Source organism: Cognatiyoonia sp. IB215446 (genome assembly GCF_033963825.1).
GTDB lineage: Bacteria > Pseudomonadota > Alphaproteobacteria > Rhodobacterales > Rhodobacteraceae > Yoonia.
Window position 1 is genome coordinate 729,004 of the sequence record NZ_JAXBMD010000001.1, and the last position, 22,928, is coordinate 751,931.

Genomic DNA, 22,928 nt, shown 5'->3' on the forward strand with positions numbered 1-22,928 from the left:
CATCTAACCACGCCACTTGCGGCGCAGCAAAGTCAGGCGGCGTCGACTGCCGATGATGACCGCCGACAATGGCGCCTGAAGTGCCGGGATATCAATGGCGAGAAGCAAGAGGCCAAGCGGGATCATCCAGAAACCCAAGACCGGCAGCATGCCCAAAGTGCCACCGATAATCAGCAAAAGGGCGACAACAATGCGGCCCGCTATCCATCCGGGCGAGCGTAGCTTTGCGACACCAGGCAGATAGCGCCCAAGTCTCTCGAATTGTCGGTCGAACCTGCGGCGCTGCTTGTCGCGTTGTTTCTCGCGCATTTTGCCAACCTTGATGATGCGGCCAGAGCTCACTTTGCCATGAATGACTGCAGCGTCCGCTTCTGGTGCCCCGTCTCGTCAAAATTGGTCAGGGTCAGCCAGCTTTCCAATGCAGCTTTGATACGTGGCCAGTCCTGATCAAGGATCGAGAACCACGCCGTGTCCCGATTGCGACCCTTATAGACGAGTGCCTGCCGAAACAATCCGTCATAGGTGAAGCCCAAACGCTCTGCCGCGCGCCGCGATGGCGCATTCAGAGCATCGCATTTCCATTCGTAGCGTCTGTAGCCCAATTCATCAAAAACGCGTTTCATCATCAGATACATCGCGTCGGTCGCCATGGGCGTGCGCTGCAGTGCTGGAGAGAACGTGATGTAGCCAACCTCAGCTACGCCGTGTTCAGGCTGCATGCGCAGGTAACTGGCGACGCCCACGGGTTTGTCGGTGGCCGTATCGATGATGGCAAAGAACAGCGGGTCGGTGCTGGTGCAGGCACGGTTCACCCATGCGGCGTAGTCGGCTTCTGATGCAAATGGACCAGTTGGCATATAGGTCCAAAGCGCGCCGGTGGTTTCCGCGCTGAAGGCCGCATGTAAGTCTGCGGCGTGAGAGAGGGAAAGGGGAACCACATCGCAGGTTCGTCCCCGCATTGGGGTGTGCGGGATGGGTGCGCACCCGGTCCAATCGGGGACCGGCGCGCCGATGGGTTGGCCTAGTTCGTTGACGCGTGTCATGCGAAACGTGCCGGAGACAGCGCGGCGATTGTAATGTTGTCCAGTGCGGAAGGCCGCCCGGCGATGAGGTCGGCAAGAAGCTCGCTGGCGCCGGGGCTTGATTGCATGCCGTAACCGCCCTGGCCCGCGCACCAGATGAAACTGGGCTCTTTTGGGTCCGGGCCAAGCACAAGTGTCCGATCCGGGGCGAATGTCCTTAGTCCGGCCCATGAACTTAGGAGGCGGGTGACTGGCGTTGTTACATGGGCCGCGTAGCGATCAAGCCCTTCGGCCAGCGTCAGGTCCTCAGCATAGGCGTCGTGCGGCGCAACCGGGTCTTCGTCGGCAGGGGAGACGATCAGGGCGCCAGCGTCGGGCTTCGCGTACCAGTCTTCGCCGGGGCCAAACAGCATCGGCCATTTGTCGACCGTCATGCCGTCTGGCGCGGGGATCCGCGCCATTGACCGGCGCAACGGCGTAAAGCCAAGGGGCGCAATGCCCGCCATTTCGGCAATCTGATCGACCCAGGCGCCGGCGGCGTTTATGATGTTTTTGGTCGTGTAGCTCCCCTGCGCAGTGGTGACGGTCCAGCCGGAGTTGGTGCGTATGATCTCTTGAACAGGTTGTTTCGTGGCAATCGTCGCCCCGCTGGCGCGGGCGCGGCGAGCGAAGCTTTGGATGAGCTTATCGGTATCGATATCCCAGGCATCCGCGTCATAGGCGGCGCGGTCGATTTTTTCCGTATCGAGTGTCGGGATCAGTGCCTTGGCCTGGGCCATAGTAATAGGGTCGAGCTTCATCATCGCCTGATCTTCGGCAAAGAACTCTGCATTGGCGGGCGAACCGACAAGGAGAAGGCCGCGGGGATGCAGCACGTCGGCGCTTTTATGATAGTCCCGGCTGGCCTGGTTCAGCGCGACGGTTGATGGCTTGCCGTAGTTCTCCTCAAAAAGTGCGGCAGACCGGCCCGAGGCGTGATAGGCGAGCTCATCTTCTGCCTCAAGAAGTGTCACGCTTCCAAGTTCGGACAGGCGCGCCGCAGCCGAGACGCCCGCAATCCCGCCGCCAATGATCAGAAAGTCGATCATCCCTCCTCAAGGCGGTCGGTGGCCGGTGCGGGTGCGGTGCTGAGCGCGGTGATCTGTGCGTATAAGTCTGGCGGCAACTCCGCATCGCTGGCTGCGAGAGACGGCTGAAGCTGAACCACGGATCGGGCCGAGATAATTGGCAAAGGGCGGGCCGGATGTGCCAGCACCCATCTGACGGCAAGCGTCGCGGGATCAATGCCGATATCATCGCTGAGTGCGGCCAATGCCGTTGCGGTTTCATGCATCCACGATTGCCCATAACGCGCCTTGTAGCGCGCATCGTCGGTCAACCGTCCGGTGCCACCTTTCGCGTATTTGCCGGTGAGCAGGCCACCGCCAAGGGGCGAGTACGGGATGATTGTGATGCCCTGATCCTGCGCCATTGGGAAGATCTCAACCTCAGTCTGGCGTTTCACGAGGCTGTACATCGGCTGCATTGCATCGATTTGCGTGCCAAGCGATTGGGCGACGGCTTGTGCCTTCATGACTTGCCAAGCCGCATAGTTTGATACCCCGATATGGCGGATGGCACCGGTGGATTGTAGTTCTGCTAGGGTGCTGAAGGTTTCTTCAAGAGGTGTCTCATCGTCGAACCGGTGCATATAAAGCAAGTCGACCGTGTCTTGATCCAATTGTTTGCGGCAGGTGTCGAAATGCTTGGTGATGTTTTCACGCGATGCGCCGCCGACATACCCCACTTTGGTGGCCAGATAGATATCGTCGCGATGATCTTTGATCAGCTTGCCCAGGATCGTCTCGGCCGCACCCCCGGTATAGCCCACGGCCGTGTCGAAATGGTTGATCCCAGCCGCGCGGGCGGCATCATACATCGCCTCGCTTTCGACCGCATCAGCGGTGCCGCCAAATTGCATCGTACCGAAAGTCAAGCGGGAGAGAGGGGCGCCATTGCGTGTCGTCAGATTAGTCATTGCGGCACAGTGGCATGGGTGTGTTACGATGAAAAGACATCATCGGGAGAGGTTGAATGGGCCGCGAAGCCGTCGCCGTATGCCACTGGCAAGGCGAGATTGCCGAGGCGAAACTGCATCTTGACAGCAAGATGCTGAGCCTGCGGGGTGAGATACGCGTTGATATCCTGCGTGGGGATATTCGCGACGTTGTTCTGCGCGATGATGGTGTCCGAGTCCTCACGCCGGGGTCGGAATTGTTCATGGAGTTTTCGGCAAAGGATGCGGGTCTTTGGCAAAAGGCCTTGCTGAAGAAGCCGCCGACTTTGGCCGAGAAACTGGGTGTGAGCGCGGAAAAACCGGCCTTCGTGCTGGGCGCGGTTGATGACGCGCCTTTGGCAGAGGCTTTGGCGGGTGCCACGGTGTCAGCGGTCGACGCGGCGCCCATTCTTCTGGCGATCGTCATGACCCCGCCCGATCTGGAGGAGGCAGCCGACCTCGCGCTGGCCCATCCGGACCGACACATCTGGATGGTTTATCGCAAGGGTAAGGTTGCTGAAGTGGGCGATACGCTGATCCGGACGCATATGCGGGATCGCGGGTTCATCGATAGCAAAACCAGTGCAGTTTCGGATCAGCTGACTGCGACCCGGTACCGTTTGCGCGCCAAGTAGATCTCGACCCCGATCAGATAGGGCAGATAGAAGGCGACGTTCTGGACCAGGTCGAAAGCGCCGGTAAAATCAGGGTTGGACCACAGCCCGTCGGTTGCGAGATACCAAAGCCCGTAATGGACCCGGTAAAGCCAGGAGCCGATGGCGAGCCAGAAAAATCGAAGCGCCCAGTTCCGGTGTCGGGCAAACTGGCGAGCGCGGGCAAAGCGGATCGTCTGAAGTGCTGCGATCAGTGTCAGCGCGCCATAAAGTGTGAACCCTGCATCCATGGGCCAGCCGCCGATTGTCCCACGGAGGGGAATGTAAATCAGGCTGCCGATGGCTGTGAGGATCGCTGCACTTCCAATCACACGCCCCGACCACCGATGCAGGCCGAGGAAGCGGTTGCGTAGCGGCCTAACTAGTTGAAATGGCACGAGACAGGTGACAAGAGCACCCGCGATCATGTGGACGAAGATGCCCAGATTTGCGGTTAAGTTGTCGGACATTAGGTAATGCGGCTCGGGCAGGGCATCGCGCAGCCCGCCTTGCCCAAAATCAAGCGCATAAAAGCCAAATGGAAGCACGAGCAGCGCGAGAACAATACAAAGGATTGTGTGAAACAGGGTGCTGCGGGTCATGACCACACCATCTGCATCCAATCATTGCAGGGTCAAGCCGTCAGACGCCGATCACTGATGCGTCACCGTCACGGGGCACCAAATCACGTCTCTGCCAATTGACATCGTCTTGCCCAAAAGCCCAATTAGCGTTGTAAATCAATGACCCGCCGACCCAAGGGGAGACGCATGACATTCCTGACCCGACGCCCTCTGATGCGGCTGCATCGCCGATGAGCATCGGCCCTGTCGCAAAGCCGGGTCAGGTGATCGGGCTGCTTGGCGGGTCGTTTGATCCGCCCCATGCGGGTCATGTGCATATCACGCTATCCGCGCTGAAGCGGTTTGGACTTGATCATATCTGGTGGCTCGTTTCGCCGGGCAATCCTCTGAAATCAGTTGGTCCCGCCCCGCTGAAGGACCGGATGCAGGCGGCGCGCGCGATGATGCGCCATCCACGGGTGCGGGTGACGGATGTCGAGGCGCATTTGCGCACACGCTTTACGGCCGAGACTCTGGCGGCCCTGCGCGCGCGGTACCCCGGCGTGCGGTTCGTGTGGTTGATGGGTGCCGACAATCTGGCGCAGTTTCACCGCTGGCAAAATTGGCGCTGGATCATTGAAACGGTGCCGGTGGGGGTGATGGCGCGCCCGGGCGACAGAATTGCTGCCCGGCTTTCAAAAGCCGCTCGCATGTATGCCGACGCCCGGCTGCCCGGTCGGGCGAGCCATATTCTGGGCTGCATGCAAGCTCCTGCCTGGTCTTTTGTGAACCTGCCGATGTCTCATCAATCATCCTCAGCAATCAGGGCGCGTGGCGAATGGTGAAACCAGTCTCCAGACGTGGATTTTTGGCGGGCGCTGCATGCAGCCTTGCAACCGGTGCGATGGCTGAGGCGCCGCTGACCTCGATGCGCCCAGTGGCACGCGCGGCGGGTGAGAACGCCGTGCGGCAGATGATCATGCGCTCGGGTCTGGCGGGGAAGGTCGGATTTGCGATTGCCGATGCTGCGACAGGTGAGATCGTTGAGGCGGTGCTGCCCGATCTTGCCCAGCCACCGGCGAGTGTCACCAAGGCCTTCACCGCGCTCTATGCGCTGGAAACACTTGGGCCGACGCATCGCTTTGAAACCCGGTTGCTGGGCACCGGCCCAGTGATCGACGGTATTCTGGAAGGTGATTTGATCCTTGCGGGTGGCGGTGACCCAAATCTGGTTACGGACCAGCTGGCCGAGCTGGCGACCGGCTTGAAAGAAACCGGGCTGCACGAGGTGCGCGGCGATTTCCTCGTCTGGGATGAGGCGCTCACCAATCTGGCCGAGATTGACGCGGGGCAAGACGATTATGTTGGCTATAACCCGACGGTCACTGGGTTGAACCTGAACTTCAATCGCGTGCATTTTGAATGGAAGAAAGAGGGCAGCGATTTCGCAACCACCATGGATGCGCGGAGTGAAAACTTCAGGCCAGCCGTAACCTCTGCCCGGATCAATATCGTCGACCGCGCGAGCCCGGTCTTTACCTATCGCGATGTGGGCGATGTCGATCAATGGACTGTCGCCCGGCGGGCACTGAACAACGGTGGGTCGCGTTGGCTGCCAGTGCGGCATCCTGCGCTTTACTGCGCAGAGGTTTTTGCGACCTTCGCACGCAGCCACGGGATTGTGCTGAAACGTGCAAGAAGCATTGCGGAGTTACCAAATGCGCATGTGCTGACCACGCATCAGGGGGTGCCGATGACGCAACTGATGCGGGGGATGTTGCGGTTCTCTACGAATATCACGGCAGAGGCGGCGGGGTTGGCCGCCACTGCCGCACGCGCCGGCGAAAATCGTGGGCTGCGGACATCTGCCTTGGGCATGGCCCGCTGGGCGACTGATCGGGTCGGGGGTATCGCCCCGGAGTTTGTTGACCATTCGGGTTTGGGTGATCTGTCGCGGGTCACGGCGGGGGATATGGTCCGGTTTCTTCTGGCCAAAGATGTGGCTACCACATTGCATCCGATCCTGCGGACACTCCCGCTTGTCGATGACAATCGCCAGCGCATCCCTAACGAAACGGCCCTGATCCGCGCCAAAACGGGCACGTTGAACTTTGTCACGGGCCTTGCGGGGTATCTGCGCAGTGCGAAAGGCCGCGAATACGCGTTTGCCTATTTCGCGGCGGACCTTGATGCACGTGAACGGGGTAAGCTCTTGGGCAGTGAAAACCCACCCGGATCACGGTCATGGAACAACGCGGCCCGGTCGTTGCAGAACCGCATCCTACGCCATTGGGCTCTGCGCGCCGGATAGAGCGCGGGACCGTTTTGTCGTACTACAGTGTCATGTGCCTCGCGCGCGCGCCGCGTTCGATGGCAGCGGCATGCAGGCGGTCGAGCTCCAGCTCATCGCGGATTTCTTCGAGCATTCGCGCCTCTTGCCCTGCGATGCGCCCATCCGCCGCTGCTACGTCACATGATAGCGCATAGGCCGTCTCATAAAGCTGCTCTGGCAGGGCATCGCGGATCAGGCCAAAAAGCGCCTCTAGCCCGTCAACCTGCTCGAGCAGGTCAAACACCATTTTTGACATACGCGGAAGCCGCTCCGGATCATAGCCTGCGAAGACCGGTAAGTTATTGATCGCGTTGCTCATTTTCACCAGCTCGGCGGTGCGGATATTCTCATCAGACGCAGATGTTGCGATCATCAGGGCGGCAAGTGCGTCTTGCGCGGTCATTGGGGCGTCTTCGAGCATGGCGTTCATCCTTTGCGTTGTCCCATCATTTATTGACGCTTGGCGCCTCTCGCAATAGGGAGTGCGCGGTGTTGTCGCCAGGGTGGTGACAACGAGGATGCGAGAAAGATCATGAGCAATTTGCGCGACGCGGCGATGACGTCAAAGGCCTGGCCCTTTGTTGAGGCCCGCGCGTTGCTCAAACGCTATGAAAAGGCGCCGCCCGAGAAGGGCTATGTGCTGTTTGAGACGGGCTATGGCCCATCCGGCTTGCCACATATCGGGACGTTTGGTGAGGTGCTGCGGACGACGATGATCCGGCGCGCATTTGAGGTCGTGTCGGACATTCCGACAAAGCTGATCTGCTTTTCCGACGATCTTGACGGCATGCGCAAAGTGCCCGGCAATGTACCGCAGCAAGAGATGCTGGCTGAGCATATCCAGAAGCCGCTGACGAGCGTGCCTGATCCATTCGGCACACATGAGAGCTTTGGGCATCATAACAACGCGATGCTGCGCCGGTTCCTCGATACGTTCGGGTTTGAGTATGATTTCTATTCGGCGCGCGAGTTTTACAAATCCGGGAAGTTCGATCCGGTCCTCCTACGCGCGGCTGAGCGCTATGACGACGTCATGGCCGTCATGCTCAAGTCGTTGCGGGAAGAGCGGCAGGAGACTTATTCGATCTTCCTGCCCATTCATCCTGAAACGGGCCGGGTACTTTATGCCCCGATGAAGCATGTCGATGGCGCGAAGGGTGAGATCACCTTTGACGACCCCGAAGGGCGCGAATGGACGCTGCCGGTCACCGGCGGCAATGTGAAGTTGCAGTGGAAGCCGGATTTCGGCGCGCGCTGGGCGGCGCTTGACGTTGATTTTGAGATGTATGGCAAGGAACACGCCACCAACACCGCGATTTATGATCGGATTTGCGAGATTTTGGGTGGGCGGAAGCCGAACCATTTCTCCTATGAATTGTTCCTTGATGAGAAGGGGCAGAAGATTTCGAAATCATCAGGCAACGGGATTTCGATTGATGAATGGCTGTCCTACGCGGCAACAGAGAGCCTGAGCTATTTCATGTTCCTCAAGCCCAAAACCGCCAAGCGGATGCATTTTGACGTGATCCCTAAGGCAGTTGATGAGTACCACCAACAACTGCGCGCTTATGCTGATCAGGATGCGGCGGGGCGGATGAACAACCCGGTTTTCCACATTCACGGGCACAACGTGCCTGCCTCAGACATGGTTGTGCCGTTCGCGATGCTGTTGAACCTCGCTTCGGTATCTGGGGCCGAGGACAAGGAAACGCTGTGGGCTTTCATTCAGCGCTATGCGCCGAATGCCTCGGCCGAGAAGAATCCGCAAATGGACCAAGCCGCCGGATTTGCGGTGCAGTATTACAACGACTTTGTGAAGCCGACGAAGGTTTACCGCGCGCCGACCGATCAGGAGCGGGCTGCGATGGAAGATCTCGTCTCACGCCTGAAGGCTTGGGACGGCGGATTGGATGCCGAAGAGCTGCAATCCATGGTCTTTGCAGTGGGCAAAGAGCATGGGTTCGAGCCTTTGCGCGCATGGTTTACCGCGCTCTATGAGGTGCTGCTGGGTGCGAGCCAGGGTCCGCGCTTTGGTGGGTTCATCGCCCTTTACGGGATCGATGAGACTGTTGCCTTGATCGAAGGCAAGCTGGCGGAATAAGAGAACTGATCGGGCACCTTGCGCGTATCCATCTTGTATGGATAAGAAAGGGATGGCGCGATGAGACGGATTTTTGCCTTTTTTACAGGCCTTTGGCTGCTTGTTACACCGGCCATGGCGCAGGATGCGGATGCCATTGAAGGTGTTATCGGCAGCCAGTTGCAGGCGTTCAATGACCGTGATGTCGCTGCTGCCTGGCAATATGCCAGCCCTAATATCAAACGGCTTTTTGGCAATCCCGGCAATTTCGGCATGATGGTCCAGCAAGGCTATCCGATGGTTTGGGACAATGCGGATGTGCGGTTTCTGGAACTTCGCGAAGTGTCTGGGCGTCTGTGGCAGAAAATCATGATCCGCGATGCGGCTGGTGGGCTGCATGTGCTGGATTATCAGATGGTTGAGACCTCCGAAGGCTGGCAGATAAATGGTGTCCAGCTTCTGCCGCCGCCGGATGTTGGTGCCTGACCACCGTGACGGTGGTATCAGCCGCCCTTTAGACCTGTCCGCTACCCCTCTCGGCTGAACGGCGCGTGTTGCGCCCGCTGGCTGCCAAGAGGGTATTTTCATGAACAAGGCGATCACTGACGGTATTGTATTCAATCCATTGCCCTTTGCGGCGGGCCTGAGCATTTGGTCGAGCGGCGATGGCACGCCGGGGTCGGACACCTACGCCGTCAGCGGTTCGGGCGTATTTGTAGCCGCCGATCAGGATTTTGGCGGCGCATTGGAGGTGCTGAAAACCGATCCGGTAACGCGGGTCCGGTACATGGGCGAAACGCCCATCCTGCCGGGCTGCTATTTGCAGGTGAAAGCACGGGTTAAGGCGGTCGCGGGTGCGTTGCCGGCGGTGCGCATCTCTGGCTGGGCTGGGCTTGCCGGCGGTGCGCAGGCCACAGCACTGCCAGAGTTCGGACCATCGGTGCAATTGACAACCTATGGCGAGGTGGTCGAGGTCAGCGCGATTATCGCCACCGCCGACCGTACCGGCGTCGATATGGTCTGGACCGGGGCGAATTACGGCCATCTGGGGCTGGACCTGACCGGGCCGACCGGTGGGCTGGTGCGGATCGATGATATTGAAATCACGGATGTCACATCCGTCTTCACGCGCGATCTGATCGGCCTTGTGGACGTTCGGGACTACGGCGCGAAGGGGGATGGTACGACTGACGACAGTGCCGCGTTTGAGGCGGCTGATGCTGCAGCCAATGGGCGAACGGTCATCGTGCCCGCCGGTGATTACCTGATTGGCCAGAACGTCACTATGGAAAGTGTGGTGCGGTTCGAGGGGCGGATCGTTCAGGCGCAGGAATTCCGCTTTATCCTGCAGCGGGAGTTTAACTACGACAGCTATTTCGCCGCCTTCAAGAACGAGGAACTGGCCTTCAAGAAGGCGTATCAGGCGCTGATCAACTTTGCCGATCATGAATCGCTTGATCTGAACGGGCGGCGGATCCTTTTGACGGAGCCTGTTGATATGCAGGCCTGCGATCCATCGCGCGACCGGTTTGAGACACGGCGCGTGATCCGCAACGGCCATTTCCAGCCAGAGGAAGGCGCGGCCTGGGACACCGATGTCGTGACATCGCAGGCAACTTATTCGACGTCGGACGACAATCGTCTGACCAACGTGGTCAATGTCGCCAGTATCGCCATCGGCTCACTGGTCGAAGGCAACGGTGTCGGGCGTGAGGTTTATGTTGAGGACATTGACGTCTCTGCGCAAACGGTACGTCTAAGCCGCCCGCTTTTCGATGCGGCAGGAACGCAGGAATTCACCTTTCGGCGTTTCAAATACATGCTGGATTTCTCCGGCTACACCAAGTTCAGCCAGTTCATTCTCGACGATATCGAGTTTCAGGGGCGCGGCATTGCCAGCTGCATCATGATGGCGCCGGATGGCTTTACCTTCCATGTGCGCGACTGTTTCATCAACCGCCCCAAGGACCGTGGCATCACGTCACCGGGCCGAGGGTGTCAGGGCATGATGTTGGACCGGTGCAACCTGATCTCGGACGAGCAGTCGGTGCCGGTCGTTGACCGGGTCAGCGTTGCGTTCAATGCCAACGCAAATGACGTCAAGATCCGCGACAACCGCACCAGCAAGTTCAAGCATTTCTGTGTTCTTGCAGGCTCTGGCAATCTGATCACGGGTAATCACTGGTTTCACGGCGATGACGAGGTTAACGGCTTGCGGCTCGGCGGCATCATCATCACGCTGCTCAATCCCAAAAGCATCTTTACCGGGAACTATTGCGACAACAACTTTATTGAATGGACGAACGAGCATTCCAGCGAACCGGCCCTGGGCAATCAGTTCTCGTTTGGCGGGCTGACGATCACGGGCAATATGTTCACGACCAATGATGTCGCGGACTGGTTCAACTTCATCGTGATCAAGCCTTACGGCCCCGGTCATTTCATCAACGGGTTTGCGGTTGTCGGCAATGTTTTCCGGTCGCTTAACGGGCGGATTGACCGGGTAGAACATGTGGATACCACCTTTGCCGATCTGGATTTCAACCGCACGCGCGATTTCCAATTCACCGCAAACACGTTCCACAATGTGAATGAGCCGGTGTCGAACCCGGTTGTATTGACTCACGAGCAGGCGACCGAGGCGACAACTTGGGTGATGGACACAGGCTCTGCGCTGCCCTTTGGCGGATACGCAAAGTTTGTGGATAGCGTGATGCCGGAGGGTGCAATCACCAATACCGCCGATGCCCGCATTCACGATTTGCCCTGGGCGGAAGGGGAGCAGGGGGCGGATCTGCAATCTGTCGATCTGAACTGGAGTGCGGCGGTCAAGGGCCGCGTACGCTATCAGGTGCGCATGGATATCACCGAATAGCGCGAGCATCGTCGCGAAAAGGGCGTCCTTTTGGATGCCCTTTTTTGTTGCGTTCGATTTGCCTGCATTTTGTGCAAATCAAGCGTCTTGGCGCGGCTGAAGGCGTTTTTTGGGCTGCTTTGCTGGTCATCATGCCCAGTTTCTTGGCAGCTTTGCGGTAAGACCACCGCGCCGGACCAGACTGATTACCTACGCTGCGCAGATAGAAAGCCAAGAAGCCGTCCCCCTCGCCCCCCGCGCGCGGGGCGCTTTGTACCTCAGCGTCAAAAGGCGCGGGTCTGACACCGTCATCGGCAATCTTCGTCAGGAAGGGTCGCTAAAAGCGCTTTTTCCAAAAATCCGCGGTCGCGCGTTGCAGGCGGTTTTTCTGAATACGGCTGGCGGGCTGACCGGCGGGGACCACATGCAGATCGCGGCCCATGCGCAGGCGGATGCGCATATCGTCCTCTCATCGCAGGCCGCCGAACGCGCCTATCGCGCGCAGCCCGGCGAGATTGCGCGCTCTGAGTTGACGCTAAATCTTGACGCCGGTGCGCGGATAGATTGGCTGCCGCAAGAGACCATTTTTTTCGATCATGCAGCTCTGGACCGGAGGCTCAGCGTCCATCTTGACGGGAATGCCGCTGCGCTGATCGTTGAGCCGATGATCTTCGGTCGTGTCGCGATGGGCGAGCGGGTGCGCAAGCTGCATCTGACAGATCAGTGGCGCGTGTGGCGCGACGAGCGCCTGATCTTTGCCGACGCGATCCGTCTGACTGGCGATGCAGATCAACTCATGAAACGAACTGCCATTGGTGCGGGTGCCGGGGCTATGGCCACGGTTTTGTTCGCCGGCGCACAAGCCGCCGCCTTTGTCGACAGTTTTGAGTTGTCGGACCGGAGCGGCGCCAGCCTGATTGATGAGGATCTTCTGCTGATCCGGCTTTTGGCGCAAGACGGCTTTGACTTACGCCGCCAATTGATCCCTATTGTCGAGGCATTGTCATCTGCCCCGATCCCCCGTGTCTGGAGACTCTAGCCCATGCAACTGACCCCGCGTGAAAAAGACAAACTACTGATCGCGATGGCCGCAGAGGTGGCGCGCAAGCGGCTGGCGCGGGGCGTGAAGCTCAATTACCCGGAGGCGATTGCGCTGATCACTGATGCGGTGGTGGAAGGAGCACGGGATGGCCGGTCGGTGGCGGACATGATGGAGGCAGGGGCACAAGTGATCACGCGTGATGAGGTGATGGATGGTATTGCCGAAATGATCCACGAGGTTCAGGTTGAGGCGACATTCCCCGATGGCACGAAGCTGGTAACCGTGCACAACCCGATCCGCTGAGCGATGAGAGGAGCGACCAGATGAAACCAGGTGAAATCATGGTGGCCGAGGGAACACTGACCCTGAATGCGGGCGCCGAGCCGACAGTGCTTGAAGTTGCCAACACCGGTGACCGGCCCGTGCAGGTAGGCTCGCATTTTCATTTTGCGGAGACGAACGTGGCGTTGGATTTTGACCGCGTTGCGGCGCATGGCAAACGGTTGGACATCGCCGCGGGCACGGCCGTTCGGTTCGAGCCGGGGCAACGACGCGAGGTGACGCTGATCCCGCTGTCTGGCGCGGGGAATGTCTTTGGCTTCAATGGCAAGGTCATGGGGGCGTTGTGAGCATTGCATCGCAATTGCTGCGTTGCAGAAAGATGCTGCGCTGCGGAAAGAAACCTGATATGATAGCGGCAACAGCAATGTCTATGGAACGAGGACACTGATGACACCCGCATTCACACTCACAATTTCCGCCGAAGCCATGCACACTGTCAGCGCTGTGATCACTCAGCAGATGCGCTTGGCCGATGTCATGATCGATCAGACCTACGCCGCACAACGCGCGATGATGACACCCTATTGGAACGGCTCACCCGCCAAGCCTGTCGCAGCCAAAACGGCCCCAAAATCGGGTGCTCCGGCCAAGACTGCTCCTAAGCCCAAGCCAGTTGCCAAGAAGGCGACACCAGCGAAACCGGCGCTCGTCAAACCGGCGTCGAAACCAACGGCCGAAAAGGCGGAACCTTTCGCTAAGCCGGCGCCAAAGACACCTGCAGCCGCAAAAGCGACCCCTGAGAAGGCACCCGTGACGGCCAAGGCCCCTGCGACCAAGCCTGCGCCAAAGGCAACACCGGCGGCGAAGACGCCAGCAAAGGCTGCGACGAAAGCGCCTGCGGCCAAGACAACAGCTGAAAAAGCGGCAGCGCCAAAGAAGACCGCACCAAAGACAAAGGCACCAAAGGCGGTCGCCGCCAAAACCGCGACCGCCCCTGCCGCCAAGACCACTACTGCGGCGACGCCGAAAGCTGCCGCAGCAAAAACCGCTCCTGCCAAAGCTCCCGCTGTCAAGATCGCGGCGCCGAAGCCGGAAGCAAAACCGAAGGCTGCCACAGCCAAACCTGCGGCGGCCAAACCTGCTGCGGCCAAAACGGCAACCGCAAAGGCGCCTGCAACCAAAATCCCGGCGGCAAAAACAACAACTGCGGCAAAGTCCACTCCCGTCCCAAAAACTGCAACCGCGCCCAAAACATCCAAAACGGTGACAGTGCCTGATACCCCCTGGGACGGCGACAAGGCCCCCGCCAAAACATGAACAATCCGGAGACATAAATGCCTGCCACGATCGCTCGCGCTGATTATGCCGCAATGTTTGGCCCCACCGTGGGGGATCGTGTCAGGCTCGCTGATACCGACCTGATTATTGAAGTTGAGCGGGATCTGACCGCTGAGAACGCGGGCATGGCGCTCACCGGTGGCAGTGGCACCAATGCGCTCGCCTATGGCGAAGAGGTCAAGTTCGGTGGTGGCAAGGTGATCCGCGACGGGATGGGGCAAAGCCAGGCTACGCGCGCTGAAGGGGCGGTGGACACCGTTATCACCAATGCGCTGATCGTGGATTGGACTGGAATCATCAAAGCGGATGTGGGTCTGAAAGACGGGCAGATCGTGAAGATCGGCAAGGCCGGGAACCCAGATACACAGCCGGGCGTCGACATCATCATCGGCCCGGGGACCGAGGCGATTGCGGGTGAAGGGCGGATCCTGACGGCGGGTGGGATCGACAGCCATATCCACTTCATCTGCCCGCAACAGATCGAGGATGCGCTGCATTCGGGCCTGACCACGATGATCGGCGGCGGCACCGGCCCCGCCCATGGTACACTGGCCACCACCTGCACCCCCGGCCCCTGGCATATCGGGCGCATGTTGCAGGCGGCGGATGCCTTTCCGATGAACCTCGCCTTTGCAGGCAAGGGTAACGCGTCCTTGCCCGCAGCGCTGGAAGAACAGGTGCAAGCCGGCGCATGCTGTCTGAAACTGCACGAAGACTGGGGGACGACCCCTGCGGCCATCGACAATTGCCTGAGCGTCGCGGACGCGATGGATGTGCAGGTGATGATCCACACCGACACACTGAACGAAAGTGGGTTCGTTGAGAATACAGTGGCCGCCATGAAAGGCCGCACGATCCACGCCTTCCACACCGAGGGTGCGGGTGGCGGCCATGCCCCGGACATTATCAAGATCTGCGGTGAGGCCCATGTGCTGCCGTCCTCAACCAACCCGACACGGCCCTTTACGGTCAACACGGTTGATGAGCATCTGGATATGCTGATGGTCTGCCACCATCTGGACAAATCCATCCCCGAAGACGTGGCCTTTGCCGAAAGCCGCATCCGGCGCGAGACCATCGCGGCAGAGGATATCCTGCACGACATGGGTGCCTTCAGCATCATCGCGTCCGACAGTCAGGCGATGGGCCGTGTCGGTGAGGTGATCATCCGCACCTGGCAGACCGCCGATAAGATGAAAAAGCAGCGCGGCGCGCTGTCCGAAGAAACCGGCGACAACGACAATCTGCGTGTCCGCCGCTACATCGCGAAATACACGATCAACCCCGCCATCGCCCATGGGATCAGCGCTCATGTCGGATCGGTCGAAGAGGGTAAGCGCGCCGATCTCTGCCTGTGGAACCCTGCCTTCTTCGGTGTGAAGCCCGAAATGGTACTGATGGGTGGCACGATTGTCTGTGCGCAGATGGGTGACCCCAACGCGTCCATCCCCACGCCGCAGCCGGTCTACACAAGGCCGATGTTCGGTGCCTATGGGCGGTCTGTCGAGAACTCTGCCGTGACCTTTGTCAGCGCGGCCGCGCAGGATGCCGGGCTTGGCGACAGCCTGGGCCTCGCCAAGAAAACGCTGCCCGTCGTCAACACGCGCGGTATCGGTAAGGCGGACCTGAAGTTGAACGACGCCATGCCCGCGGTTGAGGTGAACCCCGAGACTTACGAGGTCCGCGCCGACGGCGAATTGCTGACCTGCCAGCCCGCTGAAGAACTGCCCATGGCGCAGCGGTATTTCTTGTTCTGAAAGAGCGATGCAGTCCGCGCATAGTGGGTTTGCCGAAGCCCATATTGCTGGACCTGCGGACGTGTCTTAACTGCAAGACAAGAGACAACGGACACGCATTCAAGGGGCTCAAAAGTGGCACAACACATCAAAACAACGCTGAATTTTTACCGTGATTTTCTTGCGGAAACCGCAGAGAAGATTGGCCGCGCATTTGCCGCTCTGATCATCCAAAGCCCGCGCTATGCCGCTGTCGAGGCGCTTAATCACACCAGCGATGCGGAACTCGCGTCCAAGGGCCTGACTCGCGCTCAGGTTGCTGAGCAACTCTTTCGTCACGACGGCTAAGCCTTCGCCATTGCATCGGGGCCATGCTCGCGTAATCTGATCCGAAGTGCTTTAGCCGGGGGATCCGTTACGATGATGCTGCGTACCATTTGCACGTGCCTGTTCGCCAGCACTGCCATTGCCGATTGCCCGACCGGGGCGGATCGGGCGACGGGCATACGCGCCACGCTCAGCGACGGGTCGGTAGAGGAATATCGTGATCTCAGCCCCGGCCTTGTCGAACTGATCGCGCGTTACGAAGATGGCTATACGGCCCGCAATATCCTGGGGCAGGGCGTTTATGTGGTCGAACTTTCCGACCTTGAGGATGGGCAGATCGTACCAACCTCGCGCATCACATCCGCTTATCCGATGAGCGCCGAAAAGATGCCGATCCCGAAACCGGACACGGATTGGCAGGTGAAGGTTGCGATGCGAGACTCCGATGGTTTTTTTCAGGAAGAGCAGACGCATCGCTGGGGCGCGCTGACCAAGGTCACTTATACAGACTGCACCTATGACATGATCCCTGGTGAGCTGACCTATCAGGGCGATGGTTATAGCTATTTTGAGGAAATCCATTATTTGCCCGCGCTGGGATTGGGGCTGCTTGTGTCCTACGCTACAGATGATGGCGCACCGCCGGACGTATTTGACTATACTGAATTTGCGGTGATGGGTGACGAGTGATGACCACCACGGCGCATAGCATCCTGTCAACGGCGCCAAGTCAGGATGCATCCGTATCGCTCACCTATGATGCGCGACTTCTGCGCCGCAAACGGCTGACCACGGATTCGGGGGAGGCATTCCTCGTCGATTTGCCGCACACCGCTTCCGTCGATGCGGGCCATGCCTTTGTACTGGATGACGGGCGTCACGTGGTGGTGAAGGCTGCGGATGAGCCTCTGATGCGGGTGACGGGCGATCTGGTCCGCCTCGCCTGGCATATCGGCAACCGGCATGCGCCTTGTGCCGTGGAGCCCGACGCGTTGATCGTGCAGCGCGAAAAGGTGATGCGCGCGATGCTGGAGCAACTTGGTGCGACCGTCACCGATATCGATGGGCCATTCACGCCGGAGGGCGGCGCCTATGGTCATGGGCGCACGATGGGCCATGACCATAGTCACTCGCATTCCCATGGATGACGCGGCCCTGCTGACGCTGACCCAATGGTTGTCACCTTCATATCCGGTCGGGGCCTTTGCTTGGTCACATGGTTTGGAGCGCGCCGTCGGGCGCGGTGATGTTGAGCGGGCAGCAGACCTGACCGCATGGCTTGAGGATGTGCTGAGCCACGGTGCCGGACGCTCTGACGCGATCCTGCTTTGCGCGGCATATGAGGCCGAAGATGTCACGCCCGTCGCCGACCTTGCCGCAGCCCTCGCCCCGTCACGCGAAAGGCGGATGGAAACGCTGGAGCAGGGCGCCGCCTTCGCCGCGACAACCCGCGCGGTCTGGGGCTTTGATTTGCCCGATATGGCCTATCCTGTGGCGGTGGGCCGCGCGACCGCACTCGCCGGATTGCCGCTTGCCCCCACCGTGCGGGTCTGGCTGCAAGCCTTTGTTAACAATCTGATCCAATGCGCCCAGCGGCTTTTGCCGCTCGGCCAAACTGAGGGCCAGAGGATTTTGCGCGGTCTTGCGCCGCTCATCAACCGGATTGCGGCGGACGCCATGCAGGCAACGCTGGACGATATCGGCACCGCAACTTTTGCCGTCGACACTGCGTCAATGCAGCACCACGCGCAATACTCCCGGATCTTCCGGTCATGACGGTCCTTCTGACACTCATCCTCGGCCTGATCGCGGTAATCCATGCGCTATGGGGCCTGCAAATCTGGGTGCCGATCCGCGATGAGGAGGAACTCGCGCGCACCGTCGTCGGCGCGAAGGGGGTGACCCGCATGCCCGGCGCGATCCCGTGCTTTCTGGTTGTCGCCGCACTTCTGGTGATTATCGCGGCACTTTGGCTGCCGCGCGTGCTGCTGTTGCAAATCATCCTCTGGGGCGCTTTTGCGGTGTTTCTGCTGCGTGGCGCGATTGCATATACCAAGTTTTGGCGCATGATGACGCCGGAACAGCCATTCGCCGCGAATGACCGCAAATACTACGCGCCCTTGTGCCTTGTGATTGCGGCAGGGCTTTTGACCGTATTGCTAGGAGGATGATGAATGTCACCCAATGGACCGTTGCGCGTGGGGATTGGTGGACCGGTTGGCGCAGGCAAAACCACGCTGACAGCGGCACTGGCAAGCAAGCTGAAAGACCAGATCAGCCTTGGGGTCATCACCAACGACATCTACACACAGGAAGATGCCGAGGCGCTGATGCGCATGCAGATCCTGCCCGCTGATCGGGTGATGGGCGTTGAGACCGGGGGGTGCCCGCATACGGCTATTCGCGAGGATGCCTCGATCAACCTCGCCGCGGTGGCCAAGATGCGCGAACGGCACGATGATCTAGACCTGATCCTGATCGAAAGCGGCGGCGACAACCTTTCGGCCACCTTCAGCCCCGAACTCGCCGACGTTACGGTCTATGTGATTGATGTTGCTGCTGGAGAAGAGATTCCGCGCAAGGGCGGCCCTGCCATCACGCGCTCGGACATACTCGTTATCAACAAAACCGATCTTGCCCCCCATGTGGGCGCATCACTCGACGTCATGGCCTGTGACGCCGCCCGTATGCGCGGCGATCTGCCGGTGGTCTTCGCGAGCCTCCGGCACGGCGACGGGATCGATCAGGTGAGTGATCTTTTGCAGCAGATTGGCGGGCTATAGCTGGCAAGACATGTCTCTGACGGCGGGTCTAAGCCCAATACTACCGTTCCTCTGCCTTACCTACTGGCTCGTACCAAACCAGAAAGCGGTCATCTAATTCCGTTTGAATTACTTCCAAAATGCTGCGTGCTTCAGTCTCGAACTTGTCAAATTCCTGCTTAGACCAGAGGCTGGGTCCACCGGGATTTGCCCAGTCTAACGCTCCATCGTGAATTTCTATTAGTTCAAACAGTTTTGCCTTTATGTCTTCGGACAACGGTAAGGTATTCTCTAAACCTGCATAGCCACCAAAAGCGGATTTCGCCGCGTCGTTCATGCCCCAAAGACAAGGTCCTCCCCATTCAAACATTAATCGAACTTCAAATTTCGCCATTCTGTGGTCAAGCCTTGGGTCAAATTATGTGGCAGCCTTGCTACCGCCACGCCGGCAGCTTTGTCAAAGTCAGCTTCGTCTGCTCAGCCGTCTTAGGATCGTGAGTTCGAAATTTGCCCAAACCTCCCTCTAAAACGTCGACCACACGTTTAACTTCAACGCGCTGCCTTCATCCCCTGTCAGTGCCCGTACAGCGCCGAGGCTAATGCGGTGGTTCTGGGTCAATGTCATGATGATTGCCGGGTTGATCTTGGCGTAGGTATCGCCGCTGAACCCTTCACCGGTCTGCAATTGCAGTGACGTGGTCCAGCGATCCGACAGGTTATGTCCCCAAGTAAAGTCGGCCTTCGCGCGGAAGTTTTCGCTCAGATCGCCGTGGGTGGCGGTGAAATCCACGGCAAACCAACCCGCGCTATAGCCACGCCCCCAGAACAGGCCACCCTGCACAAGATTTTCGCGCGGATTGAATTCGTCTACCCGCGCACCAAAGCCGATACTGGCAGCATAGCGTGTGGCCCCCGTCGTCTCGCCCAGTGGAAAGCGTGCGAAGACAAAGCCGGTATCGATACGCCCCTGATCGGCGGTGTGGTAGTCCACGCCGATGGTCAAGATGTCCGTCAGCCCATATTCCAGATAAAGCGTCGGGTCATAATGCACAGGCAATTGCGCACCATCAGACAACAGAAAGTTGCCACCGCTTGACAGAAAAAACTGCCCTTCCTCCCGCGCCCAGGCACCGGAGACGGCCGCTTGTGGCGTAACCAATAGACATATGACAGCGACCAGCAACCGCATGTTTTGCCCGCTTTCTTCCCAGCGGGAAGACTGCGCGAAACTGGTTAATTGCCCGTTAAGGGAGGATAAGTCCTTGGCTCTCTGCGGAGCTTCATCGCGTAGGCGGGGCGCGCAATGAGTTCGCGCAGATGCTGCCTTATATGTCGCCTGTCTGATCGGGGGCAATCCAATGTGGCGCGCAGCCCGAAATGCCGGGCCACCATCTTGGCGCGCCTGGCATGATAAGTGTCGGTCACGATGATCACCCTGCGTCCGGGCAAGAGTGGCAGCGCATTGCGAATGTTTTCGAGCGTCGTTGTGGATTGATCCTCAAGTCGGATAGCATCTGCCGGCACATCTGCTTCGCGTAGCAGATCACGGATTGCCGCCGCTTCGGATGGCGGGTGCTGGCCCGTCCCACCGCAGGCGACAATGATCGGGGCCGCACCTTTGTGCCACAATGTCGCAGCATGCAGACTGCGCCGACGCAGTGTCGGCGAAGGGCCTTGTGACCAAACGGCGGCGCCAAGGACAAGAATGGCGTTCATGTCACGCATTTATCTGGTGATACCGGCAGAGGGAAGATGGGCAAAATACAGCATATCAGACGCCTTCACCAGATTTGACAAATTCGGACCTGAAGCTGCGAGGTGTCTTGGCTTCCGCTTCAATCTGATGATGATAGGCGCCGGAGGATGGCAGGCCTGACCTGCCGCACACGACACAAGACAGGGGGGAGACGCCATGACCGACCAGCCAGCGGGAACCTACGCGCCATCAGCCGAAATGGCCGCAAATGCACATGCCGACAAAGCGACATATGAACAGATGTATGCCGCATCCATCAGCGATCCGGAGGCGTTTTGGGGAGAGCATGGTAAACGCATCGATTGGATGAAGCCATTCACCAATGTTAAGAACACCAGCTTTGCCCCTGGCAATATCGACATTCGTTGGTTCGAGGATGGCACGCTGAATGTTAGCGCGAATTGCATCGATCGGCATCTGGAAACGCGCGGCGATCAGACGGCGATCATCTGGGAACCGGATGATCCGAATGATCAGCCGCTCCACATCACTTATGCGATGTTACATGAAAAAACCTGCCTGATGGCCAATGTGCTCAAAGAAATGGGCGTGGGCAAAGGTGACCGGGTTGTGATCTATCTGCCGATGATCCCCGAAGCGGCCTATGCGATGCTCGCTTGCGCACGGATCGGCGCGATCCATTCCATCGTGTTTGCCGGTTTCTCGGCAGAGGCGTTGGGCGCACGCGTCAATGCCTGCGACGCCAAGGTTGTGATCACCGCCGATGGTGCCCCGCGCGGCGGGCGGGTGACAAACCTCAAGGACAACGTCAATCAAGCGCTCCTCAACGTGATCCACGAATGCAAATGCCTCGTGGTCAAGCGCACCGGCCAGCAGATCGCATGGCGTGGCGAGGCCGATTGCTGGCTGCATGAGATGGAAGAAAAGGTCAGCGCTGATTGCCCACCGGAAGAGATGGGGGCGGAAGACCCGCTCTTTATCCTATACACTTCGGGCTCTACCGGTCAGCCCAAAGGCGTGGTGCACACGACCGGCGGCTACATCGTCTATGCGGCTATGACCCATCAATACACTTTCGATTATCACGATGGTGATATCTTCTGGTGCACCGCCGATGTGGGCTGGGTGACCGGACACAGCTACATCGTCTACGGACCGTTGGCCAATGGGGCGACGACGCTCATGTTCGAAGGCGTGCCAACCTATCCTGATGCGGGGCGGTTCTGGCAGGTTTGCGAGAGGCACAAAGTCAATCAGTTCTATACTGCACCAACGGCGATCCGAGCCCTGATGGGGCAAGGTAATACGTTTGTCGAGAAATATGACCTTTCGACGATCAAGGTGCTGGGCACGGTGGGCGAGCCTATCAACCCCGAAGCGTGGAACTGGTACAACGATGTTGTCGGCAAGGGTAAAGCGCCGATTGTCGATACCTGGTGGCAGACCGAAACAGGCGGGCATCTTCTGACGCCGCTGCCGGGTGCCACGGCCACAAAACCAGGATCGGCGACATTGCCGTTCTTCGGCGTGCAGCCGGTGATTTTGGAGCCGACCTCTGGGGAGGAAATAGACGACACAGCCGCCGAAGGTGTGCTGTGTATGAAAGACAGCTGGCCCGCCCAGATGCGCACCGTCTGGGGCGATCACGAACGGTTTGAGAAGACGTATTTCAGCGACTACAAGGGGTACTATTTCACCGGTGATGGCTGCAAACGTGACGCAGACGGGTACTATTGGATCACAGGCCGCGTGGATGACGTGATCAACGTCTCCGGCCATCGAATGGGCACAGCGGAGGTGGAAAGCGCATTGGTTGCCCACGCCAAAGTGGCTGAGGCCGCCGTGGTGGGCTATCCGCACGATATCAAAGGGCAGGGCATATATGCCTATGTGACCTTGATGAACGGCGAAGACCCCTCTGACGCGCTGCGCAAAGAACTTGAAACCTGGGTCCGCACCGAGATCGGCCCTATCGCTAAGCCTGACTTGATTCAGTGGGCGCCGGGCTTGCCTAAAACCCGCTCTGGCAAGATCATGCGCCGCATTCTGCGTAAGATAGCCGAGGATGACTATGGCGCGCTGGGTGACACCTCGACCCTTGCTGATCCATCCGTGGTGGATGACCTGATAGAGAACCGGATGAACAAGCACTGAAGCTCTCGCGCGGCGTCGCATCGTGGGCGCC

At 59.1% G+C, this 22,928-nt stretch carries 27 protein-coding genes; 16 read left to right on the forward strand and 11 right to left on the reverse strand.

The genetic code is table 11. From position 1 onward, the window contains the following. Positions 1-3 precede the first annotated feature (3 nt). From SLH49_RS03640 to SLH49_RS03655, 4 genes are read right to left on the reverse strand one after another with little or no spacing between them, the layout of a single operon-like run. Complete coding sequence (locus tag SLH49_RS03640; protein ID WP_320267805.1) at positions 4-309, reverse strand: hypothetical protein; 306 nt, start codon at positions 307-309, stop codon at positions 4-6. Between the two features lie 29 nt (positions 310-338). After that, positions 339-1,043, reverse strand: coding sequence for a GNAT family protein (locus tag SLH49_RS03645; RefSeq protein ID WP_320267806.1), 705 nt, complete (start codon positions 1,041-1,043; stop codon positions 339-341). After that, the gene (locus SLH49_RS03650) at positions 1,040-2,110 is read right to left on the reverse strand and encodes an FAD-dependent oxidoreductase (RefSeq protein ID WP_320267807.1); all 1,071 of its coding nucleotides are present in this window, start codon (positions 2,108-2,110) and stop codon (positions 1,040-1,042) included. The genes SLH49_RS03645 and SLH49_RS03650 overlap by 4 nt, the downstream gene beginning before the upstream one ends. Next, on the reverse strand, positions 2,107-3,039 hold the full coding sequence (locus SLH49_RS03655; protein WP_320267808.1) for an aldo/keto reductase: 933 nt from the start codon (positions 3,037-3,039) through the stop codon (positions 2,107-2,109). The genes SLH49_RS03650 and SLH49_RS03655 overlap by 4 nt, the downstream gene beginning before the upstream one ends. A 56-nt stretch (positions 3,040-3,095) precedes the next feature. Here SLH49_RS03655 and SLH49_RS03660 point away from each other — a divergent pair, with 56 nt between their 5' ends. Beyond that, positions 3,096-3,692 (forward strand): hypothetical protein, encoded by a 597-nt coding sequence (locus tag SLH49_RS03660; protein WP_320267809.1) that lies wholly within the window; start codon positions 3,096-3,098, stop codon positions 3,690-3,692. Here the strand turns inward: SLH49_RS03660 and SLH49_RS03665 are convergent. After that, the gene (locus SLH49_RS03665) at positions 3,653-4,312 is read right to left on the reverse strand and encodes a DUF2306 domain-containing protein (protein WP_320267810.1); all 660 of its coding nucleotides are present in this window, start codon (positions 4,310-4,312) and stop codon (positions 3,653-3,655) included. The two genes, SLH49_RS03660 and SLH49_RS03665, sit on opposite strands and share 40 nt — an antisense overlap. Positions 4,313-4,524: 212 nt before the next feature. Between SLH49_RS03665 and SLH49_RS03670 the strand changes: the two genes are divergently transcribed. Both SLH49_RS03670 and dacB read left to right on the forward strand, forming a co-directional pair. Further along, on the forward strand, positions 4,525-5,118 hold the full coding sequence (locus tag SLH49_RS03670; protein WP_320267811.1) for a nicotinate-nucleotide adenylyltransferase: 594 nt from the start codon (positions 4,525-4,527) through the stop codon (positions 5,116-5,118). Then, positions 5,112-6,584: a D-alanyl-D-alanine carboxypeptidase/D-alanyl-D-alanine-endopeptidase gene (gene dacB, locus SLH49_RS03675; protein ID WP_320267812.1), complete on the forward strand. Its 1,473-nt coding sequence runs from the start codon at positions 5,112-5,114 to the stop codon at positions 6,582-6,584. Before SLH49_RS03670 ends, dacB begins: the two co-directional genes overlap by 7 nt. Before the next feature lie 22 nt (positions 6,585-6,606). Here the strand turns inward: dacB and SLH49_RS03680 are convergent, their stop codons facing one another. Then, positions 6,607-7,026, reverse strand: a complete 420-nt coding sequence (locus SLH49_RS03680) for a tellurite resistance TerB family protein (RefSeq protein WP_320238270.1) — start codon at positions 7,024-7,026, stop codon at positions 6,607-6,609. Between the two features lie 111 nt (positions 7,027-7,137). On the opposite strand from SLH49_RS03680, the gene SLH49_RS03685 reads away from it, so the two are divergent. The 6 genes from SLH49_RS03685 to SLH49_RS03710 all read left to right on the forward strand — a co-directional run bounded on the left by SLH49_RS03685 (position 7,138) and on the right by SLH49_RS03710 (position 13,210). Then, positions 7,138-8,706, forward strand: a complete 1,569-nt coding sequence (locus SLH49_RS03685) for a lysine--tRNA ligase (RefSeq protein ID WP_320267813.1) — start codon at positions 7,138-7,140, stop codon at positions 8,704-8,706. A 60-nt stretch (positions 8,707-8,766) separates the two neighbouring features. After that, a complete protein-coding gene (locus SLH49_RS03690) occupies positions 8,767-9,171 on the forward strand; it encodes a DUF4864 domain-containing protein (protein ID WP_320267814.1) in 405 nt (134 codons plus the stop codon). A 100-nt stretch (positions 9,172-9,271) separates the two neighbouring features. After that, a complete protein-coding gene (locus tag SLH49_RS03695) occupies positions 9,272-11,560 on the forward strand; it encodes a glycosyl hydrolase family 28-related protein (protein ID WP_320267815.1) in 2,289 nt (762 codons plus the stop codon). 109 nt (positions 11,561-11,669) lie between these two features. Continuing rightward, the gene (locus tag SLH49_RS03700) at positions 11,670-12,578 is read left to right on the forward strand and encodes an urease accessory protein UreD (protein ID WP_320267816.1); all 909 of its coding nucleotides are present in this window, start codon (positions 11,670-11,672) and stop codon (positions 12,576-12,578) included. Positions 12,579-12,581: 3 nt separating this feature from the next. After that, positions 12,582-12,884, forward strand: coding sequence for an urease subunit gamma (locus SLH49_RS03705; protein ID WP_320238267.1), 303 nt, complete (start codon positions 12,582-12,584; stop codon positions 12,882-12,884). Between the two features lie 20 nt (positions 12,885-12,904). After that, complete coding sequence (locus tag SLH49_RS03710; protein ID WP_320267817.1) at positions 12,905-13,210, forward strand: urease subunit beta; 306 nt, start codon at positions 12,905-12,907, stop codon at positions 13,208-13,210. A 234-nt stretch (positions 13,211-13,444) separates the two neighbouring features. Here SLH49_RS03710 and SLH49_RS03715 read toward each other — a convergent pair whose 3' ends face one another. Further along, complete coding sequence (locus tag SLH49_RS03715; RefSeq protein WP_320267818.1) at positions 13,445-14,083, reverse strand: hypothetical protein; 639 nt, start codon at positions 14,081-14,083, stop codon at positions 13,445-13,447. 114 nt (positions 14,084-14,197) lie between these two features. On the opposite strand from SLH49_RS03715, the gene ureC reads away from it, so the two are divergent. Beyond that, positions 14,198-15,958, forward strand: a complete 1,761-nt coding sequence (ureC, locus tag SLH49_RS03720) for an urease subunit alpha (protein ID WP_320267819.1) — start codon at positions 14,198-14,200, stop codon at positions 15,956-15,958. A 108-nt stretch (positions 15,959-16,066) separates the two neighbouring features. On the opposite strand, the gene SLH49_RS03725 is transcribed toward ureC, so the two are convergent. Continuing rightward, positions 16,067-16,276 (reverse strand): hypothetical protein, encoded by a 210-nt coding sequence (locus tag SLH49_RS03725; RefSeq protein ID WP_320267820.1) that lies wholly within the window; start codon positions 16,274-16,276, stop codon positions 16,067-16,069. An 81-nt stretch (positions 16,277-16,357) separates the two neighbouring features. Between SLH49_RS03725 and SLH49_RS03730 the strand changes: the two genes are divergently transcribed. Genes SLH49_RS03730 through ureG form a run of 5 tightly spaced genes read left to right on the forward strand, consistent with a single transcriptional unit; the run spans position 16,358 to position 19,047 of the window. Beyond that, entirely contained in the window at positions 16,358-16,954 is a 597-nt protein-coding gene (locus SLH49_RS03730) for a hypothetical protein (protein WP_320267821.1), read from the forward strand. Further along, positions 16,954-17,412, forward strand: a complete 459-nt coding sequence (locus SLH49_RS03735) for an urease accessory protein UreE (protein WP_320267822.1) — start codon at positions 16,954-16,956, stop codon at positions 17,410-17,412. The genes SLH49_RS03730 and SLH49_RS03735 overlap by 1 nt, the downstream gene beginning before the upstream one ends. Then, positions 17,405-18,040 carry an urease accessory protein UreF gene (locus SLH49_RS03740; RefSeq protein ID WP_320268510.1) on the forward strand — a complete coding sequence of 212 codons (636 nt, stop codon included), beginning with the start codon at positions 17,405-17,407 and terminating at the stop codon, positions 18,038-18,040. The genes SLH49_RS03735 and SLH49_RS03740 overlap by 8 nt, the downstream gene beginning before the upstream one ends. Further along, positions 18,037-18,435: a DUF3995 domain-containing protein gene (locus tag SLH49_RS03745; RefSeq protein WP_320267823.1), complete on the forward strand. Its 399-nt coding sequence runs from the start codon at positions 18,037-18,039 to the stop codon at positions 18,433-18,435. Before SLH49_RS03740 ends, SLH49_RS03745 begins: the two co-directional genes overlap by 4 nt. A 3-nt stretch (positions 18,436-18,438) precedes the next feature. Continuing rightward, positions 18,439-19,047 carry an urease accessory protein UreG gene (ureG, locus tag SLH49_RS03750; RefSeq protein ID WP_320267824.1) on the forward strand — a complete coding sequence of 203 codons (609 nt, stop codon included), beginning with the start codon at positions 18,439-18,441 and terminating at the stop codon, positions 19,045-19,047. A gap of 40 nt (positions 19,048-19,087) precedes the next feature. Here ureG and SLH49_RS03755 read toward each other — a convergent pair whose 3' ends face one another. The 3 genes from SLH49_RS03755 to SLH49_RS03765 form a co-directional block, all read right to left on the reverse strand. Beyond that, positions 19,088-19,420, reverse strand: coding sequence for a hypothetical protein (locus SLH49_RS03755; protein WP_320267825.1), 333 nt, complete (start codon positions 19,418-19,420; stop codon positions 19,088-19,090). 129 nt (positions 19,421-19,549) lie between these two features. Continuing rightward, on the reverse strand, positions 19,550-20,215 hold the full coding sequence (locus SLH49_RS03760; RefSeq protein WP_320267826.1) for a hypothetical protein: 666 nt from the start codon (positions 20,213-20,215) through the stop codon (positions 19,550-19,552). 44 nt (positions 20,216-20,259) lie between these two features. Then, entirely contained in the window at positions 20,260-20,742 is a 483-nt protein-coding gene (locus SLH49_RS03765) for a YdcF family protein (protein WP_320267827.1), read from the reverse strand. A 196-nt stretch (positions 20,743-20,938) separates the two neighbouring features. Between SLH49_RS03765 and acs the strand changes: the two genes are divergently transcribed. Continuing rightward, on the forward strand, positions 20,939-22,897 hold the full coding sequence (gene acs / locus SLH49_RS03770; RefSeq protein WP_320267828.1) for an acetate--CoA ligase: 1,959 nt from the start codon (positions 20,939-20,941) through the stop codon (positions 22,895-22,897). Positions 22,898-22,928 lie beyond the last annotated feature (31 nt).